Here is a 17199-nt window from a genome sequence, read left to right on the forward strand (position 1 = left end):
AGTTTTGGTAGGGGAGCGCGAGCGGGGGCTGCTTATCGGGTCGCTACCGGGACTGGCGATGCCAGACTTCCGGTTTGGGGACCAGAAAGACAAACAGCAGTCCCCAGGCCAGGGCAGCGACACCGATCCAGAACGCGCTTTCGAGGGTGCCACCCATGCCCAGCCACTGCTTTGCCAGCCACGGACCGGCCATCTGAGCGAAGCCGTACAGGGCCACCAGCGCAGCAGACAAACGGGGCCCCTGATGAGGATGGAGTGCGCGGCCAATACGCTGAGTCAGCAATACCGCACCCAGGAAGGTGCTGCCGATCAGCACACCACACAGCACAATGCCAGTGGCCCCTGGCAGCAACACCGCTGCCAGAACGCCAAGCAGCTGTATCACGAAGTTCGCGATAATTGCCAGGTGATCACCAATTTTGGCACCTAAATTATTCCAGATCCATGCAGATGGCAGGGTAACAAGGGCCACAATCAGCCAGGAGCCATCAATCAACCAGTGACCTTCGGGCAACTGCAGTTTTGCCAGCAACGGCAGAAAGGTCATCGGCAGGATATAGCCCAGGCCCGCGCCGGCATAGGCGAGGAACAACGGCAGACTGGCCCGGTCCAGCAGCTTGCCCGGCTTGCTGGTGGGTTGCTCTGGCTGTTCGGCGCGCACCGGGACATCCAGTGCCAGCAACCGGGCCGTTCCCCACCAGGCCAGCGGGATCGACAGCACCGCCGCCGGCCACCAGCGGTCGGCACCAGACAGCCAGTCTGCGGCCAGTGTCACCAGCGCGCTGGATACCAGCAGCCCGACACCGACGCCCAGGTACACCAGGCCGCTCTTGGCAGCACGGTTGCGTGACACCAGCCATTCGAGGATCAACGCCGGGGCCTGGACAAACACCACACCATTAGCCACGCCGTTGATCCAGCGCGATACCGAGATCAGCGTCACGGTGTCCAGCTGGGTCTGGGCCAGGCTGGTGAGGATATGCACCGCCATGAAGACCGGCAGCAACACGCGGATTTGGTCAATGCGGTGCCAGCGAATGGCCACCATGGCACCCATCAGGTAGCCGAGATAGTTCCAGGTGGCCACGGCGGCGCCCCCGGCAGCATCAATCTGGCCATCAGCCACCAGATAAGGCAACAGCGGGGTGTAGATGAAACGGCCGAGACCATGAACAACCAGCAGCAGGATGGCACCTGCGGCCAGTACCGAAAACAGTTCCCGGGGCGACGTGCAGTGTTGCTGATTCAAAGGCATGGTGGTTGGGCCAGGCAAATTGGGGGCACAGTCTACGGTGTCGCCGGCGACTTGCAAAGACGACTTTCCGGGAAACTCAGGCGTCTAAAACGCTCTCTGGCGCTACTCAGCGAGCCCGTTCCCGGTTCTCCCGGGCCCACTGGTAGATACGGCCATAGGCTTCGGCAACGGCCTGGGGGGTGTGCGGGGGCTGAATGACCGCCGCCAGTTCGCCATCCGGATTGATCAGTGCCAGGTGGGCACTATGGTCCACCAGCTGGAGATCTCCGTCCTGACGGTGAATGAACACTGCGTTCAGGTTCTTGGCCAGTGCTCTCAAGGTGTCCAGATCGCCGGTCAGGCCCTGAAAACCCTCGCCGAAGAAGGTCAGGTATTCCCTGAGCCGCTCGGGGCTGTCGCGCTCGGGATCGGCGGAGATCAGCAGATAACTTGGCTGGGGCAGCTCCGCAGGGATCAGTGCGCTGGCCCGGCGCAGATTGGACAGCGTCGCCGGACACACATCCGGGCAGAAGGTGTAGCCCACGAAAGCAAACGTCCAGTGACCTTTCAGCGCTTCCTGAGTGGTTACCTCACCCTGCTCGTTCAGCAGCTCGAACTCTGCGATGGGGCGGCCCCGGTCGTAGACAAAGGCGTTGAACTCACTGAGTTCCGGGGCCGGCAGGGGCTCCTGGCCATCGGCCTTGAACACCTGTCGGGCCACGACCAGGGCAAACACCAGCACCACGGCCAAAAGCAGGATGGCAACGGTATTACGAACGGATCGGGCCATGGCTGGTAAGAATCTCCCTGAGAATGCGGTGGCTCAGAAACTCAGGTAGTGATCGACCAGCAACACCACGAACAGAGCCATCAGATAGCTGATGGAATACTTGAAGGTGGCCAGAGCCACACGCCGGTCGTCTCCCCTGAGCAGTCGTACCGCATAGTGCAGGAAACGCAGTCCCAGTACCAGCGCTCCGGCCAGGTAGAGGTACCCGGACATACCGGTGACAAAGGGCAACAAGCTGACCGCCAGCAACATCAGGGTGTACAGCAGAATGTGCAATTCGGTGTAGCGGTTGCCGTGCGTCACCGGCAGCATCGGTATTCCGGCTTCGGCGTATTCTTCCTTGCGATGGATCGCCAGGGCCCAGAAATGGGGGGGCGTCCAGGCGAAGATGATCAGCACCAGCAACAGCGCATGGCCGTCAACCTGGCCCGTCACCGAGGTCCAGCCCAGCAGCGGCGGCATCGCGCCGGCAAGGCCGCCAATGACGATGTTCTGCGGGGTTGCCCGCTTCAGGAACAGGGTGTAGACCCCGGCATAGCCCACCAGGGATGCCAGGGTCAGCCAGGCGGTGAGGGTGTTGACCTGCCACACCAGCACCAGCATGCCGCCAAGGGCCAGGCTGATGGCAAACAGCAGGGCGTCCACCGGAGCAATCCGGCCGGTTGCCACCGGACGTTTGCGGGTACGGGCCATGATGGTGTCGATTTTCTGGTCGACCACATGGTTCACCACCGCCGCCGCACCGGCCAGCAGCGCTATGCCGAGGTTACCGAACAGGAGGACCCGCCAGCCCGGCAGATCGGGAACGGCCAGCAGCATGCCGATCACCGAGGTGAGGATCATCAACGCCACCACCCGGGGCTTGGTCAGTTCGAGGAAATCCCGCCAGCTGACGTTCTCGGATTTGTAGGACAGGGCCTTGGCCTGTTGGCTCATGCAGCAACCTCCCGGTTGATCAGCGTGGAAGAGGATGAAAGGACATAGTGCCGGCAATGATGCAGGCGCCAGATGAGGTGAATGATGGTCAGTAACAGGCCGGCGCCCATGGCGTTATGGGCAACGGCCACCGCCAGCGGCAGATGAAAGGCAACATTCGCCAGACCAAGGGCGATCTGCGCCGCCAGCGCCGCAGCTACCAGAGCCGTGGCTCGCAGCAACAGGGGTGCCGACCTGGCCTGCCGCCACATCAGCGCCAGCAGCACGATCCAGTAGCCCAGCACCACCACGGCACCGACACGATGGCTGACATGGATCGCCACCCGCCCGGTGGCTTCCAGCTGACCGCCGAGATAGTTGGGGCCAACCTGTTGGGTAACGTCAAAGCCGTGCTGGAAATCCATCTCTGGCCACCATTCACCATGGCAGGTGGGCAGATCACTGCAGGCTACTGCTGCGTAGTTGGCTGCGGTCCAGGCACCCAGCGCGATCTGCATCACCACCAGGGCCAGTCCTCCAAACAACCAGGGCCTGAGCCCCGCCAGCTTGCGCTCCGATGCATCGGCGACCGAAACCGGCCGGGTTCGCAAGCGCAGGGTCAACAAGGTAAGCAGGCTCAGCGTGGTGAATCCCCCGAGCAGGTGCAGAGCGACCACCTGGGGCCAAAGCTTGAGGGTCACGGTCCACATGCCAAAGGCGGCCTGCAGCACGATAAATCCGGCAGTAAACAGCGGTAGCCTGACCGGTATGCCCGCCCGGCGGTGGCGGACCGCGGTCATGGCCAGGCCAAACACGATCAGCCCCAAAGTGCCCGCGGCGTAACGATGAATCATCTCCGGCCAGCCCTTGGCGGTGTCCACCGGCGCTTCCGGAAAACGGGCCTCGGCAATGGCGATCTGATCAGCGGATCCGGGTACGGTAAGAAAACCGTAGCAGCCGGGCCAGTCCGGACAGCCAAGGCCCGCGTGCACCAGCCGGGTCCAGGCCCCCAGCATAACCACCACCACCGCCAGCAGGGTGGCAATCAGGGCCCAGCGCCCCATGGTCTTGCGAATCGACGGAGAGTGAGCAGAAGCAGTCATGGCATTACCCCAGCTGGGACAACTTGAGCAAGCGTTTAATATCTTTCAGCATGTCCTCGCCACTGTTGTCCGGGGTGTACTGCATCATCACATGGCCCAGCGGATCCACCAGCAGGATTCGGGGCCCCGCCGCCGGATTGATCGCATCCGGCCAGACCGGGTCGCGGCCACCGCGACGAAGCATTTCCACGGCCTCATATTCAGCCCCCAGGCGTTGCTGCTGGGACAGCGTCAGCTCCGTCAGATAGGCCGCCCGGGCAACCCGGTTGGCGTCCTTGCCGAGCGCCACATTGACCTGACGAGACAGGTACAGCAACGATTCACATGTCTGTGCGCAGCCTTCGGCGGTGGTCAGCATCAACCATTGCCGGTTGGCAGTGGGCGCGGTGAAGCGATCCGCCAGACGCTTGCCATCAGTACCGATCAGGTTCAGCTGACTGACCGGCACCAGCGGTTGAACCAGGGAGCCATAGTTGACATGCCCCGCCGGATTGAGCCAGCCGGTGTAGTACATCACCGTGGCCAGTAGCATCGGCCCGAATCCGATGACAAACAGCAGCAAGGCGACCCGGCGGCCGCGGCGCACCCGTTCCGGGGAGAGGGGTTCGTTGTCGTTATCGGTCATGGAGTTAGCCATTGTCGTTGTCATTATCGGCTCCTGTCTTGCGGTAGCTGGCAATGATGGTCAGAACCAACAACGCCAGTGCGAGTGAAAACCATTGCACGGCATAGCCGTAGTGGGTCTGCGGGCCCATGCGATCCGGCTGCCAGTCAGCGCGGAAAGCGCCGGGCTGATCGCCGCCCGCCAGTCTGATCACCTTGCTGGCCACGGTGTCCGCCTCTGCGGCCACGGCTGACTGGTGCAGTGCCTGCACCCGCCGCGGCCAACCCGGTGTTGGCCCGGCATCCGCCAGCACCGGCGGCACCGGGTAATCCGCCAAGCGGCCCTGGACAATCACTTCCGAGGCCGGCGTGGGAAACACCGGCAGGCGTTCACGACTTGCCGGTGCCCGTAACCAGCCCCGGTTGACCACCACAGAGGGACCTTCCGCCGGCTCGAACAGTGTCAGGATTTCATACCCCGCGACCCCATCCCGGGTCCGGTTATCCAGTAACCAGCTGCGCTCGCCATAGTGCCCGCTCAGGGCCACCGGTTGACCACTGGTCAACCCCAGGCTCACCAGCTCTGGCCAGGTCAGCTCCGTTGCCTGCAGCTGCCACTGCTGTAACAGCACCTCTTTTTCCCCCGCCCGCTGCAGCTGCCACAGACCCAGTGCCAGTAACAGCGGCAGCAAACAACCACTGAACATCATTAAACGGGGATTGAACCGCCAGCGGCGATGGCCAGGATCCTTCCCACCCGCCTTGTCGCACTCTTTAGCAAACCCCATGGCGCTGCTCATGCTCTGCTATAGTGAATCCAGTTGCGCCCAGAGGTGCCGTTCAACCAAGCGGGGTTTGTCATGCTCAAAGTGGTCATTGTCCTGTTGTTGATTGCCGTCGTGATCAGCCTGTTTACCGGCCTGGTGTTTCTGATTCGGGATGGGGGCCGGACCAACAGGGTCGTCAACTCCCTGGCCGTCCGGGTCGGCCTCAGCCTTACCCTCCTTGTGTTGATTCTGGTGGCCCTGTGGCACGGCGACCTGTCAATGAACCCGACGCCGTACCACTGAACCCCGCCCTACAAGATGTAGACGAACACAAACAACCCCAGCCATACCACATCCACAAAGTGCCAGTACCAGCTGGCCGCCTCGAAACCAAAGTGTTTGTCGGCCGAGAAATGCCCCTTGAGGATGCGAATCAGCATGATGGTCAGCATCAGGGTTCCCAGTAAGACGTGGGCACCGTGGAATCCGGTGAGCATGAAGAAGGTGCTGCCATAGATACCGGACTGCAGGGTCAGGTCCAGTTCGGTATAGGCATGAACGTATTCTTCTGCCTGCAGGATCAGGAAGCCCACCGCCAGCACGATGGTGGCCGCCAGCCAGAGCTTGAGCTTGCCGCGATGGTTCTGTTTCAGGCCATGGTGGGCGACGGTAACGGTGAACGAGGAAGTGACCAGCAGGATGGTGTTGATCAGAGGCAAGCCCCAGGGTCCGATGACTTCCTTGGCCGCCGGGAACGCCTCCGGATCCGGATTGTTGATCAGCGGCCAGGTTGCCTGGAAGCCTTCCCACAGCATGTTGCTGCTGCCGCGGTCACCTTCACCACCCAGCCAGGGTACGGCAAACACCCGGGCGTAGAACAGCGCGCCAAAAAACGCGGCAAAGAACACGACCACCGAGAAAATGAACCAGCTCATGCCCCAGCGGAACGAGCGGTCCATCTGTGGACTGTAAAGCCCCGCCCGACTCTCGCTGATGACGTTGCCAAACCAGCCAAACAGCATGTAAGCCATGATCAGGGCGCCAATGAAAAACAACGTCCAGGCCCCTCCGGTATCGTCACCCTGAGAGCCGTTCACCATGATTGATGCCACACCATACAAGGTGGTGCCCAGCCCTACCGTGGCAATGATCGGCCACTTGCTTTGTGCCGGAACGTAGTACGTCTGCTCTGTCGCCATGCCAGCCTCCGACGGTTATCCGTTATCGATTATTGTTGTTACCACTGGATCGCTATTCCTGCCGGAGAGGACCGGCGCTTCGCCCTGATCGTACAAGGTGTAGGACAGGGTCAGTTTGGTGATGTGTTCGGGCAAGGCCGAATCCACGATAAACACCAGCGGCATTTCGGTGACTTCACCGGCCGCCAGGGTTTGCTGGTTGAAACAGAAACACTCAGTCTTGTGGAAATACAGTGCGCCTTCCGCCGGTGCCAGGCTCGGCACCGCCTGCCCAATCATCCCGACCGCAGTGGGATTCTCGGCATAGAAGGCAACCTGTGTCGGCTCACCGGGATGAACTCTGACACTGTGTACCACCGGTCGGAACACCCAGGGCATATCAGGGCCGTTCTGGGCAATGAATTGCACCTCCACGGTGCGACTCCGGTCGCTGAGCAGCTCTGAAGTGGCCTCGTAACGGCCAGCGGTCTTGCCATTGATGCCGGTAATTTCACAGAACACGTCGTACAGCGGCACCAGGGCAAAACCAAAGCCGAACATCGCCACCACCCCGGCCAGGCACCAGCCGACCACGCGGGCATTGGAACGGGGCGCCTGGTGAGGGCCCCCGCCGTTACCGGTTTCCGGTGTTTCCGCCATGGTTCTGTCCTTTTTACTTCACTTCCGGTGGCGTCGTGAAGGTGTGGTAGGGCGCGGGTGACGGCAGTGTCCACTCCAGCCCTTCGGCACCGTCCCACGGTTTCGCAGGGGCCTTCTCACCCCCTCGCGCGCACTTCACCACAATGAACAGGAACAATAGCTGGGTGGCGCCGAACATGAAGGCACCAATGCTGGAGACCATGTTGAAGTCGGCGAACTGCAAGGCGTAATCGGGAATCCGTCGCGGCATACCCGCCAACCCGAGAAAATGCATCGGGAAGAACGCCAGGTTCATGCCGACAAACGATAGCCAGAAATGGGTCTTGGCCAGGGTCTCGTCGTACATGTTGCCGGTCCACTTGGGCAGCCAGAAATAGGCCGAGGCAAAGATGCCGAAGATCGCACCCGGTACCAGCACATAGTGGAAATGGGCCACCACAAAATAGGTATCGTGGTACTGGAAATCCGCCGGTGCAATCGCCAGCATCAGTCCGGAGAAGCCACCGATGGTAAACAGAATGACGAAAGCCACGGCAAACAGCATGGGCGCCTCGAAGGTCATCGCCCCCCGGAACATGGTGGCAACCCAGTTGAACACCTTCACCCCCGTGGGCACTGCAATCAGCATGGTGGCGTACATGAAGAACAGCTCACCGGCCAGGGGTACCCCCACCGTAAACATGTGATGGGCCCAGACCACGAACGACAGCAGGGCGATAGCGCCGACCGCGTACACCATGGAGGCATAGCCGAACAGTGGCTTGCGGGCAAACGCCGGAATGATGTGGGACACCGCGCCGAAGGCCGGCAGGATCATGATGTACACCTCGGGATGACCGAAGAACCAGAACACGTGCTGGAACAGCACCGGGTCACCACCTCCGGCGGCATTGAAGAAGCTGGTGCCGAAGTTGATATCCATCAGCATCATGGTCACCACACCGGCCAGCACCGGCATCACGGCGATCAGCAGGAACGCGGTGATCAGCCAGGTCCACACGAACAGCGGCATCTTCATCAGCGTCATGCCTGGCGCCCTCAGGTTGAGGATGGTCGCAATCACGTTGATTGCGCCCATGATCGACGACACCCCCATGATATGGACGGCAAAGATGAAGAAGGTGGTACTGGGCGGTCCATAGGTGGTGGACAGCGGTGCATAGAAGGTCCAGCCGAAGTTGGGCGCACCGCCGGACATGAACAGGGTGGACACCAGAATCAGGAAGGCACAGGGCAACAGCCAGAAACTCCAGTTGTTCATCCGCGGCAGTGCCATGTCGGGCGCCCCGATCATCATTGGCAGCATCCAGTTGGCGAGTCCGACAAAGGCCGGCATCACCGCCCCGAACACCATGATCAGACCATGCATGGTGGTCATCTGGTTGAAGAATTCCGGCTCCACGATCTGCAGGCCGGGCTGGAACAGTTCGGCACGGATGACCATCGCCATGGTGCCGCCCAGCAGGAACATGGCGAAACTGAACACCAGGTACATGGTGCCAATGTCTTTATGGTTGGTGGTGTACAGCCACCGGGTAATGCCCTTGGCGGGACCGTGATGGTGATCCTGGGCGTGGGTATCAATAACCGCACTCATTGCTAACCCCCTTAAGCCGCCGGCCCCTGGCCGGCAGCACGATCAGACGTCGGATTACTGCTGGCTCTTGTATTCAAAGACCTGCATCGGTGTCACCATCTCTCCGGTGTTGTTACCCCAGGCGTTACGCTCGTAGGTAATGACAGCGGCGAGATCGACTTCACTGAGCTGCGGGCCAAAGGCCTGCATGGCGGTACCGGAGACACCGTTGACCACCCGGTCCAGATGGGCAGGAATATCCTCGGTCACAATGGCACTGCCCTTGAGTGCCGGGAAGGCGGGAGGCGCTCCGGAACCATCGGGCTGGTGACAGGCAGCGCAGGCCGTGTTGTAGACCTGCTCGCCCCGCGCCATCAACTCGTCGAGGGTCCAGTCTTTCTGGGTCAGCTGACGCTCAGTCTCGGCCGCGGCCACCTGTTCAACCACCCAGGCATCGTATTCTTCCTGGGGCACCACCTTGACCACCACCGGCATGAAGCCATGGTTACGACCACAAAGCTCGGTGCACTGGCCCCGATAGATGCCGGGCTCGTCCACCCGGGTCCAGGTTTCGTTGATAAAGCCGGGGATGGCATCTTTCTTGACACCAAATTCCGGCACCCACCAGGAGTGAATGACATCATTGGCGGTCAGCAGCAGCCGCACCTTCTTGCCAGCGGGTATCACCAGCGGATTATCCACCTCAAGCAGGTAGTTCTCGCCCTTGTCGTCGCGGTTATAGATCTCATCGAGCGGCGTGGCCATGTTGGAGAAGTAGCCGAAATCATCGTTGATGTAATCGTAGCGCCACTTCCATTGATAGCCGGTGACGCGGATGTCGAGGTCCGACTCTTCCGTGTCGTACATGTCGATCAGGGTAGCGGTGGCCGGAATCGCCATGACCACCAGAATAATGAAGGGAATGATGGTCCAGAGAATCTCGACCGTGGTGTTTTCGTGGAAGTGAGCCGGTTCGTGTCCCTCCGATTTCCGGTGAGCCAGAATCGACCAGAACATCACTCCGAACACCACGATGCCGATGACAACGCAGATCCAGAGAATGGTCATGTGAAGACTGAAGATTTCCTGGCTGGTGTCGGTTACGCCCTGGGGCATGTTCAAAGCCCAGTCAGCCATCGACCAGACAGGAAACAATAACCCACCGGCAAGGACACCCGCCCTTATCGTGTGCACGCCCATAGTGTGTCTCCGCAGAGTATTATTCTTGTTGAACTTGCTACTGCTTCCTTTGCCTGGCATGACGGTCGCACCCATCAACCCCGGACAAAGTGAAAGTCTGCTCACGGATTAACCACTTAAGAGTATAGACAGGGGTTAGCGAATTGCTAAAAATTGGGTAAACGATAAACAACTATGAACACCGATTTTTTATAACTTTATATTCTATATCGGCATCACCACCACAGAGATACCCCCACCATGCCCACAGCCGGTCTGTCCAAACCTTCACTGACCGTGATCGACCGTCGCCTCTGGGCCCTGGCCTGGCCGCTGATGCTCACCAACCTCACCGTGCCTTTGCTCGGCCTGGTGGATACCGCCGTGCTGGGTCATCTGCAGCACCCGGAGTACCTCGGCGCCGTGGCCATCGGTGCCAACCTCTTTACGCTGCTGTACTGGACCTTCGGCTTTATGCGCATGGGTACCACCGGGCTCGCGGCCCAGGCTTTTGGCCGCCGCGATGCCGTTGGCCAGACCGCGTTGCTGCTCCGTTCACTGTTGTTGGCGGTGGTGATTGGCCTGGTGCTGATCCTCGTCCACCAGCCCCTGATCGGCTTGGGGCTGACCCTGATGGAACCCAGCCCCGAGGTGGCAAAGCTGGCGGAGGAATACGCCCGCATCCGTATCTGGAGCGCCCCGGCCGTGTTATGTCAGTACACCCTTGTGGGCTGGTTGATTGGCACCCAGTTTCCCCGCGGCCCCATGCTGATGCTGATTGTCGCCAACGGCCTCAACATCCTGCTGGACGTGCTGTTTGTCAGCGTGCTGGGCTGGAACAGCCGCGGCGTTGCCCTGGCCACGGTGATCGCGGAATACTCGGCCACCACTCTGGGGCTGTGGCTGGTGCTTGGCCGCATCCCGGCCGGCCAGCGGCTGAGCCGGAACCTGCTGGGTACCCTGGCGGACTATCGCCGCATTTTATCGGTCAACCGTTTCCTGCTGGTGCGCACTGTTACCCTGTTGCTGGTACTGGCGTTTTTCACCGCTCAGGGCGCCCGTCAGGGGGATGTCGTGCTGGCCGCCAATGCGGTACTCATTACGTTTCTGATGATTATCTCCAATGGCCTCGACGGCTTCGCCAATGCCGCCGAGGCCATGGTGGGGGAAGCGGTGGGACAGGGCGACCGAGGCTATTTTCGCGGGGTCTGCCGGTCCGCCCTGCGCTGGTCGGTTTGGGGAGCACTGTTGTTTACCGCGATGTTCGTGCTGGCCGGCGCCGAACTGATCGCCCTGCTGACCAGCATCGACGAGGTCAGGCATACCGCCTGGCTTTACCTGCCCTGGCTGTGGCTGCTCCCCCTCGCCGCCAGCGGAGGCTTTCTGCTCGATGGCATTTTTATCGGCGCCACCCGCACCCGCGACATGCAAAATACCATGCTGCTTTCCGCCTTATTCGTGTTCCTGCCGCTGTGGTGGCTCACCACCGGCTGGGGCAACCACGGCCTGTGGGTTTCACTGATAGGGCTAATGCTGGCGCGGGCTGCGACCATGACCTGGCTGTTTGTAAAACATTCTAAAATTGACTCTTGGTTCACGTAACCGGGCCACAATAAGCACGTTGGCAAAACTAAACTACACTTCTTCTCAAGAGCCGCTGAAGTTCGTACCTCAGCCCTCTGAACATCCTTCCCCGGCACCGGAGGCATCTTGGGACCATTTTCAGTTCAACGAGCGGCACCCCCTGATATGACACCAGCAGTCGTGCTTAACATTATTGACCAGGCGCGCCGGCAGGAAGCCCGTTCCGGAGCCTTTCTCCGGCAAATGCAGGAGCGTGCGGCCAGCCTGCCCGCCAGCATTACGGTCGATGGCTATCAACCGGCCACCAGCCTGTTCCAGTTTGCCGTCGAGTACATCGAAATGGCACCACGGCTGATCGAATGTGTCGACGCCTGCGCCCAAGAAGCCGACTGCGCCACCCTGTTCGCCCCGTTTATCGATGCCGCTACCCGCTACTTTACCCAGCCGTCAGTGCTTCTGGCCCGGTACGAAGGTCTGGACGGCATCCTCAACCGGGCGTACATGTGTCACCGGCTGATGGAGGAGATGTACGAGAACAACCGCTCGATCCGCACCGCACAATTGGTGGATCTGGAAGCGACCTGTTCCAACCTGCTGGTGCACCAGCTCATCGGCGAACCGTTTTCCAATGAGCTGGATGAGGCTGTGTGCCTCAACGTCATGCAGATTGCCGGCACCCCGGACTTTTACGAGCTCGACCTCAATCCCTTTGTCCTGCAGGCCAAGCACGCCGCCTGGGGCTGGATGCGGGACTACTGGGAAAACCTGCTGGTTCGTAACCACATCCACTTCACGCTCAATACCCGTCTATAATCCCCTCATTGACGACACTGTGACAGCTGGCGCGTTCGCGCTAAGCTACGCAGCCGCATACAGAAACAGGAGAAACCCATGCTCGACAACGCTGATCTTGGAAAACTGATCATCCGTCTCACCCTTGGCGGGCTGATGCTGTTCCATGGTATTTCCAAACTGATCAACGGCATCGGTTTCATCGAGGGCCAGCTGGCCAGCCACGGCATTCCCGCGTTCTTTGCCTACGGCGTGTATATCGGCGAAGTGATCGCTCCGCTGATGGTGCTGCTCGGTTACCAGACCCGCATTGGCGCCATCATCATTGTCTTCAACATGCTGGTCGCCATCGCCCTGGTCCATAGCCATCAGTTGCTGACCCTTGGCGGCAACGGCGGCTGGGCTTTGGAACTGCAAGGTTTCTTCCTGTTCATCGCCCTGGCCCTGGTGTTCCTCGGCCCCGGCAAATACAAACTCAAGAACTGATCACCCGGGCAGGACACCATGAACAAAACTCTGGCCACAGGCCGCTACCGTCATTACAAAGGCAGGGACTACGAAGTCATTGGCCTTGCCCGGCACAGCGAAACCGAGGAGCCGCTGGTGGTTTACCGCTGCCTTTATGGCGATCACAGTCTCTGGGTCCGGCCGCTGGCGATGTTCACCGAAACCGTGGAAGTCGCTGGTGAGCAGGTGCCCCGGTTCGCTTATGTGGGAGAGCAGGGCACTGCCGGCTAGACAGCGCTTGTCTAGGTACATTCCCCCTTTGACGGTAACCAGGCGCTGCGGCACAGTGGCGCCTTTTTTTGTCTGATCCATGCATAACCGGAGTTAGCCATGAATGCCGTCGTTGCCGCGGTCGCCATCATGCTCGTACTGAGCCTGTGCCGCATTCACGTTGTTGTTGCCCTGATTGTCGGAGCCATCGCCGGTGGCCTGATCAGCGGACTGTCACTGGAAGCCACCATCAATGCCTTCAACAGTGGCCTCGGCGGTGGGGCTACCGTTGCGCTGTCCTATGCAGTACTGGGGGCATTCGCGGTGGCGATCGGAAAATCCGGTCTGGCCCATGCCCTGGCTGACAAGGCCCTGGCCATGGTTGGCCGTCAGGACGATGGCAAGGCCGCCGGCGGCATCCGCCTGCTGATTATCGGCCTGCTGATCGCCATCGCCATGTCCTCCCAGAATATTCTGCCGATCCACATTGCCTTTATCCCACTGGTGGTCCCGCCACTGCTGTACGTCATGGCAAAGCTGAACATGGATCGCCGCCTGGTAGCCTGCGTACTGACCTTCGGCCTGATCACACCGTACATGTTCCTGCCCGTTGGCTTCGGTGGCATTTACCTCAATGAAATCCTGCTGGCCAATGTGGAAAGCAACGGCATCACCACCGAAGGCCTGAACGTCATGTCCGCCATGGCGCTGCCAGCCCTCGGCATGCTGGTCGGCCTGCTGGTGGCGGTGTTTATCAGCTACCGCGGCGACCGCAGCTATAACATGGATGCCATTGCCCGAACCGAACGGGTCAGCGTCAGCTACAGTGGCGGCACCCTGGTGATGGCGCTGGTCGCCATTGCCGCCGCGTTTGTGGTGCAACTGTGGCTGGACTCCATGATCCTCGGCGCACTCACCGGCTTTGTCCTGTTCAACCTGTCCGGGGTCGTAAAATGGAAAGAAGCCGACGACCTCTTCACCGAAGGCATGAAGATGCTGGCGATGATCGGCTTTATCATGATCGCAGCGTCCGGCTTTGCCGAAGTCATGCGCGAAACCGGTGAGATCCAGTCCCTGGTGCAGGGTTCGGTGGCGGCGATCGGGGACAACAAGGCACTGGCCGCCTTGCTGATGCTCGTGGTTGGGCTGCTGATCACCATGGGCATCGGCTCGTCCTTTTCTACCATCCCCATCATTGCCGCACTGTATGTGCCCCTGGCACTGGAAATGGGCTTCAGCCCACTGGCTATTGTGGCCCTGGTCGGCACCGCCGGTGCCCTGGGTGACGCGGGTTCACCGGCCTCCGATTCCACCCTCGGCCCCACATCCGGCCTCAACGTCGACGGCCAGCACAACCACATCTGGGATACCGTGGTACCAACGTTCCTGCATTACAACCTGCCCTTGCTGGGCTTTGGCTGGGTAGCGGCCATGGTGCTTTAACCGCTCGTTCTGGTTGGCGCATCTGCTGATTGGGAGCGGGGTTGTGGGGGTGGTCGAGCGATTCAAGTGGCCCTGATGCGCCAAGATTCTTAAAAAATAAAAACTCAGAAGTACAAAAAGGGAGTGGGGACACCTTCCAAAACAATCAGAGAAACAACGTTTCTCGTTTTGGATGCTGTCCCCACTCCCTGTCTACTCCGCCATAGAGCCAAACGGTCCCAGAACAAAACCAGCTATTCGTCCGAGCCCGCCTTAAAGAACACCACCTGCTTTACCGTGTGGTCATCCTCGTTCTTCTTGCTGTTCACCCGGGTATCCAGCTCAGCCACCTCGGACTCGGCGTCACCCTGCCGCTCCTTATAGCCACAGGCCACACACTCACGAAACTGGCCTTCATCGGTGGCATACATCACGATCTTGTCCATCTCCGCACAACGGGGGCAGACAGCACCGGCGATAAAACGTTTGGGACTCGCCATCATTACACTCTCATCATTCATACGCTGTTGGATTAACCGACCCGGCCAGCGTCGACCGGGCCTGCAATCAGGGCTATCAGGCCGCGTGATCTGTGATACCGGACTGCCTCAGCAGGGCATCCACTTCCGGTTCACGACCACGGAATGCCTTGAACAGTTCCATCGGCTCCTGGGACCCGCCTTTCTCCAGAATGTTCGCCAGGAACGACTTCCCGGTCTCCGGATCGAAGATGCCTTGTTCCTCGAACAGGGAGAACGCATCCGCCGCCAGAACCTCTGCCCACTTATAGCTGTAATAGCCCGCCGCATAACCACCGGCAAAGATATGGGAGAAACTGTTGGGAAAACGGTTGAACGCCGGCGCCCGCACCACCGCAATCTCCTCGCGGACCTGACGATGAACCTCCAGCGGATCCAGTGGGGCTTCGGGGTTGTACTCCGCATGCATCCGGAAATCAAACAGCGAGAACTCCAGCTGCCGCACCATCTGCATACCGGACTGGAAATTCTTCGCCGCCAGCAGCTTGTCGAGCAAATCCTCCGGCAGGGGCTCCCCGGTCTCGTGGTGAGCCGCAATCAGCGCCAGGGATTCCTTGTGCCAGCACCAGTTCTCCAGGAACTGACTTGGCAGTTCCACCGCGTCCCAGGCGACGCCATTGATGCCGGATACATCCGCCACCTCGACCTGAGTCAGCATGTGGTGCAGACCATGACCGAATTCGTGGAACAGAGTAGTGACTTCATCATGGGTCAGCAGCGACGGCTTGCCATTCACCGGCGGCGTGAAGTTACAGGTCAGGAACGCCACCGGCAACTGTAACTGGCCTTCAAGATTCCGCCAGCGTACCCGGCAGTCCGCCATCCAGGCGCCGCCCCGCTTGCCCTGACGGGCAAACAGATCCAGGTAGAACCACGCAATGGTGTTGCCATCACGGCTGATCCGGTAGGCCCGGGCGTCATCCTGCCAGGTCTCCACCTGCGGCTGTTCCTCAATCTGGATGCCGAACAGTTTTTCTGCCACCGCGAACAATCCCGGCACCACTCGGTCAGCCGGGAACCAGGGCCGCAGCGTTTCCGGGGAAATGTCATATCGTTGCTGGCGCAGCTTTTCGCTGTAATAGCCAATGTCCCAGGCTTCCAGCGCCTCAACGCCATGGGATTCCCGGGCAAACGCCTGCAGTTCTGCCACATCCTGCTGCGCCACCGGCCTGGATTTCGCGGCCAGTTCGTTGAGGAAATGCATGACATCCTCCACCCCGGGTGCCATTTTCGTGGCCAGAGAGCGTTCGGCGTAGTTGGCGAAACCAAGCAGGCGGGCGAGGGCGTGGCGGCGGGCAAGGATGTCACTCATGACCGTTGTGTTGTCCCACTGGCCGGCATCGGGTCCCATGTCAGACGCCCGCGTCACGAAGGCCTCGTAGACGTCCCGTCGCAAGTCGCGGTTATCGCAGTAAGTCATGACCGGATAGAAACTGGGGAAGTCGAGGGTAATGACAAAACCGTCCAGCTCCCGTTGCTGCGCCGCATGACGGGCGCCGTCGAGGGCGCTTTCCGGCAGCCCGGACAGTTCTTCGACATCCGTTACATGGCGGAACCAGTGTTGGGTTGCATCCAGTACGTTATCGCTGAATTTGCTCGATAGCTCGGCCAGCTCCCGCGACAGTTCGGCGTAGTGCTGCTTCTGCTCCGCTGGCAGATCGACACCGCCAAGGTGGAAATCACGCAAGGTATTGCTCACCGACTTGCGCTGCGCCTCGCTGAGGCGGGCAAAATCATCACGCGCCGCCAGCTTCTTATAGGCGCCACAGAGTTCAGCGTTCTGACTGACCTCGGTACTGTATTCCGTGAGCTTTTCCAGACAGCGTTTGTAGACACTCCGAAGCTCGTCGTTATTCATCACCCCATTGAGATGGGAAATCACCGACCAGGCGCTGTTAAGCCTGTCATCCAGCGCTTGCATCGGCTGAGCCAGGGAATCCCAGGTCGGATCCTGCTGGCGTGCCAGTTGCTCGATCTGCGCCCGGTTATCGCCGAGAATCTGGTCAATCGCCGGCTCCATGTGTTCGGTGCGGATCTGACCAAAGGCGGGCAGCAGGTCGTCGGTCAACAGCGGGTTAGTCATAGGTCCCCTTCTCAGTGCGTGTCATGTCCGGTAAGTTGAGACAAACCTTTCCCCAGG

The 17199-nt window shown here is 60.3% G+C and carries 18 protein-coding genes; 6 read left to right on the forward strand and 12 right to left on the reverse strand.

Translation table 11 applies throughout. The annotated features are described in order from the left end of the window. Positions 1 to 43: 43 nt before the first annotated feature. The 6 genes from BLV11_RS07435 to BLV11_RS07460 all read right to left on the reverse strand — a co-directional run bounded on the left by BLV11_RS07435 (position 44) and on the right by BLV11_RS07460 (position 5433). A complete protein-coding gene (locus tag BLV11_RS07435) occupies positions 44 to 1255 on the reverse strand; it encodes a YbfB/YjiJ family MFS transporter (protein ID WP_091812577.1) in 1212 nt (403 codons plus the stop codon). Between the two features lie 106 nt (positions 1256 to 1361). Then, positions 1362 to 2024: an SCO family protein gene (locus tag BLV11_RS07440; RefSeq protein WP_091812342.1), complete on the reverse strand. Its 663-nt coding sequence runs from the start codon at positions 2022 to 2024 to the stop codon at positions 1362 to 1364. 33 nt (positions 2025 to 2057) lie between these two features. After that, positions 2058 to 2960, reverse strand: a complete 903-nt coding sequence (cyoE, locus tag BLV11_RS07445) for a heme o synthase (protein WP_091812343.1) — start codon at positions 2958 to 2960, stop codon at positions 2058 to 2060. Then, positions 2957 to 4042 (reverse strand): COX15/CtaA family protein, encoded by a 1086-nt coding sequence (locus tag BLV11_RS07450; protein ID WP_091812344.1) that lies wholly within the window; start codon positions 4040 to 4042, stop codon positions 2957 to 2959. The genes cyoE and BLV11_RS07450 overlap by 4 nt, the downstream gene beginning before the upstream one ends. A 4-nt stretch (positions 4043 to 4046) precedes the next feature. Beyond that, positions 4047 to 4691 (reverse strand): hypothetical protein, encoded by a 645-nt coding sequence (locus tag BLV11_RS07455; protein ID WP_245725956.1) that lies wholly within the window; start codon positions 4689 to 4691, stop codon positions 4047 to 4049. Continuing rightward, positions 4672 to 5433 carry an SURF1 family protein gene (locus BLV11_RS07460; protein WP_281242755.1) on the reverse strand — a complete coding sequence of 254 codons (762 nt, stop codon included), beginning with the start codon at positions 5431 to 5433 and terminating at the stop codon, positions 4672 to 4674. Before BLV11_RS07460 ends, BLV11_RS07455 begins: the two co-directional genes overlap by 20 nt. 72 nt (positions 5434 to 5505) lie before the next feature. Here BLV11_RS07460 and BLV11_RS07465 point away from each other — a divergent pair, with 72 nt between their 5' ends. After that, positions 5506 to 5715, forward strand: coding sequence for a twin transmembrane helix small protein (locus BLV11_RS07465; RefSeq protein WP_091812346.1), 210 nt, complete (start codon positions 5506 to 5508; stop codon positions 5713 to 5715). Positions 5716 to 5723: 8 nt separating this feature from the next. On the opposite strand, the gene BLV11_RS07470 is transcribed toward BLV11_RS07465, so the two are convergent. The 4 genes from BLV11_RS07470 to coxB are packed head-to-tail and all read right to left on the reverse strand — an operon-like array spanning position 5724 to position 10026. Continuing rightward, a complete protein-coding gene (locus BLV11_RS07470; protein ID WP_091812347.1) occupies positions 5724 to 6611 on the reverse strand; it encodes a cytochrome c oxidase subunit 3 in 888 nt (295 codons plus the stop codon). Positions 6612 to 6626: 15 nt separating this feature from the next. Next, on the reverse strand, positions 6627 to 7250 hold the full coding sequence (locus BLV11_RS07475) for a cytochrome c oxidase assembly protein (RefSeq protein WP_091812348.1): 624 nt from the start codon (positions 7248 to 7250) through the stop codon (positions 6627 to 6629). Between the two features lie 13 nt (positions 7251 to 7263). Then, positions 7264 to 8847: a cytochrome c oxidase subunit I gene (ctaD, locus tag BLV11_RS07480; RefSeq protein ID WP_091812349.1), complete on the reverse strand. Its 1584-nt coding sequence runs from the start codon at positions 8845 to 8847 to the stop codon at positions 7264 to 7266. Between the two features lie 54 nt (positions 8848 to 8901). Continuing rightward, a complete protein-coding gene (coxB, locus tag BLV11_RS07485) occupies positions 8902 to 10026 on the reverse strand; it encodes a cytochrome c oxidase subunit II (protein ID WP_091812350.1) in 1125 nt (374 codons plus the stop codon). A gap of 240 nt (positions 10027 to 10266) precedes the next feature. On the opposite strand from coxB, the gene BLV11_RS07490 reads away from it, so the two are divergent. The 5 genes from BLV11_RS07490 to BLV11_RS07510 all read left to right on the forward strand — a co-directional run bounded on the left by BLV11_RS07490 (position 10267) and on the right by BLV11_RS07510 (position 14541). Then, positions 10267 to 11607 carry an MATE family efflux transporter gene (locus BLV11_RS07490; protein ID WP_245725957.1) on the forward strand — a complete coding sequence of 447 codons (1341 nt, stop codon included), beginning with the start codon at positions 10267 to 10269 and terminating at the stop codon, positions 11605 to 11607. A 147-nt stretch (positions 11608 to 11754) separates the two neighbouring features. Further along, positions 11755 to 12402, forward strand: coding sequence for a hypothetical protein (locus BLV11_RS07495; protein WP_091812351.1), 648 nt, complete (start codon positions 11755 to 11757; stop codon positions 12400 to 12402). A 78-nt stretch (positions 12403 to 12480) separates the two neighbouring features. After that, positions 12481 to 12867: a DoxX family protein gene (locus tag BLV11_RS07500; protein WP_091812352.1), complete on the forward strand. Its 387-nt coding sequence runs from the start codon at positions 12481 to 12483 to the stop codon at positions 12865 to 12867. Positions 12868 to 12885: 18 nt separating this feature from the next. Continuing rightward, positions 12886 to 13119, forward strand: a complete 234-nt coding sequence (locus BLV11_RS07505; protein ID WP_091812353.1) for a DUF1653 domain-containing protein — start codon at positions 12886 to 12888, stop codon at positions 13117 to 13119. Between the two features lie 99 nt (positions 13120 to 13218). Then, a complete protein-coding gene (locus tag BLV11_RS07510; protein ID WP_091812354.1) occupies positions 13219 to 14541 on the forward strand; it encodes a Na+/H+ antiporter family protein in 1323 nt (440 codons plus the stop codon). Positions 14542 to 14774: 233 nt separating this feature from the next. On the opposite strand, the gene BLV11_RS07515 is transcribed toward BLV11_RS07510, so the two are convergent. Together BLV11_RS07515 and prlC are read right to left on the reverse strand one after the other, a co-directional pair. Beyond that, positions 14775 to 15020 carry a YheV family putative zinc ribbon protein gene (locus tag BLV11_RS07515; RefSeq protein WP_091812580.1) on the reverse strand — a complete coding sequence of 82 codons (246 nt, stop codon included), beginning with the start codon at positions 15018 to 15020 and terminating at the stop codon, positions 14775 to 14777. Between the two features lie 76 nt (positions 15021 to 15096). After that, entirely contained in the window at positions 15097 to 17142 is a 2046-nt protein-coding gene (gene prlC, locus BLV11_RS07520; RefSeq protein ID WP_091812355.1) for an oligopeptidase A, read from the reverse strand. Positions 17143 to 17199: the final 57 nt, after the last annotated feature.

Source organism: Marinobacter mobilis (genome assembly GCF_900106945.1).
GTDB lineage: Bacteria > Pseudomonadota > Gammaproteobacteria > Pseudomonadales > Oleiphilaceae > Marinobacter > Marinobacter mobilis.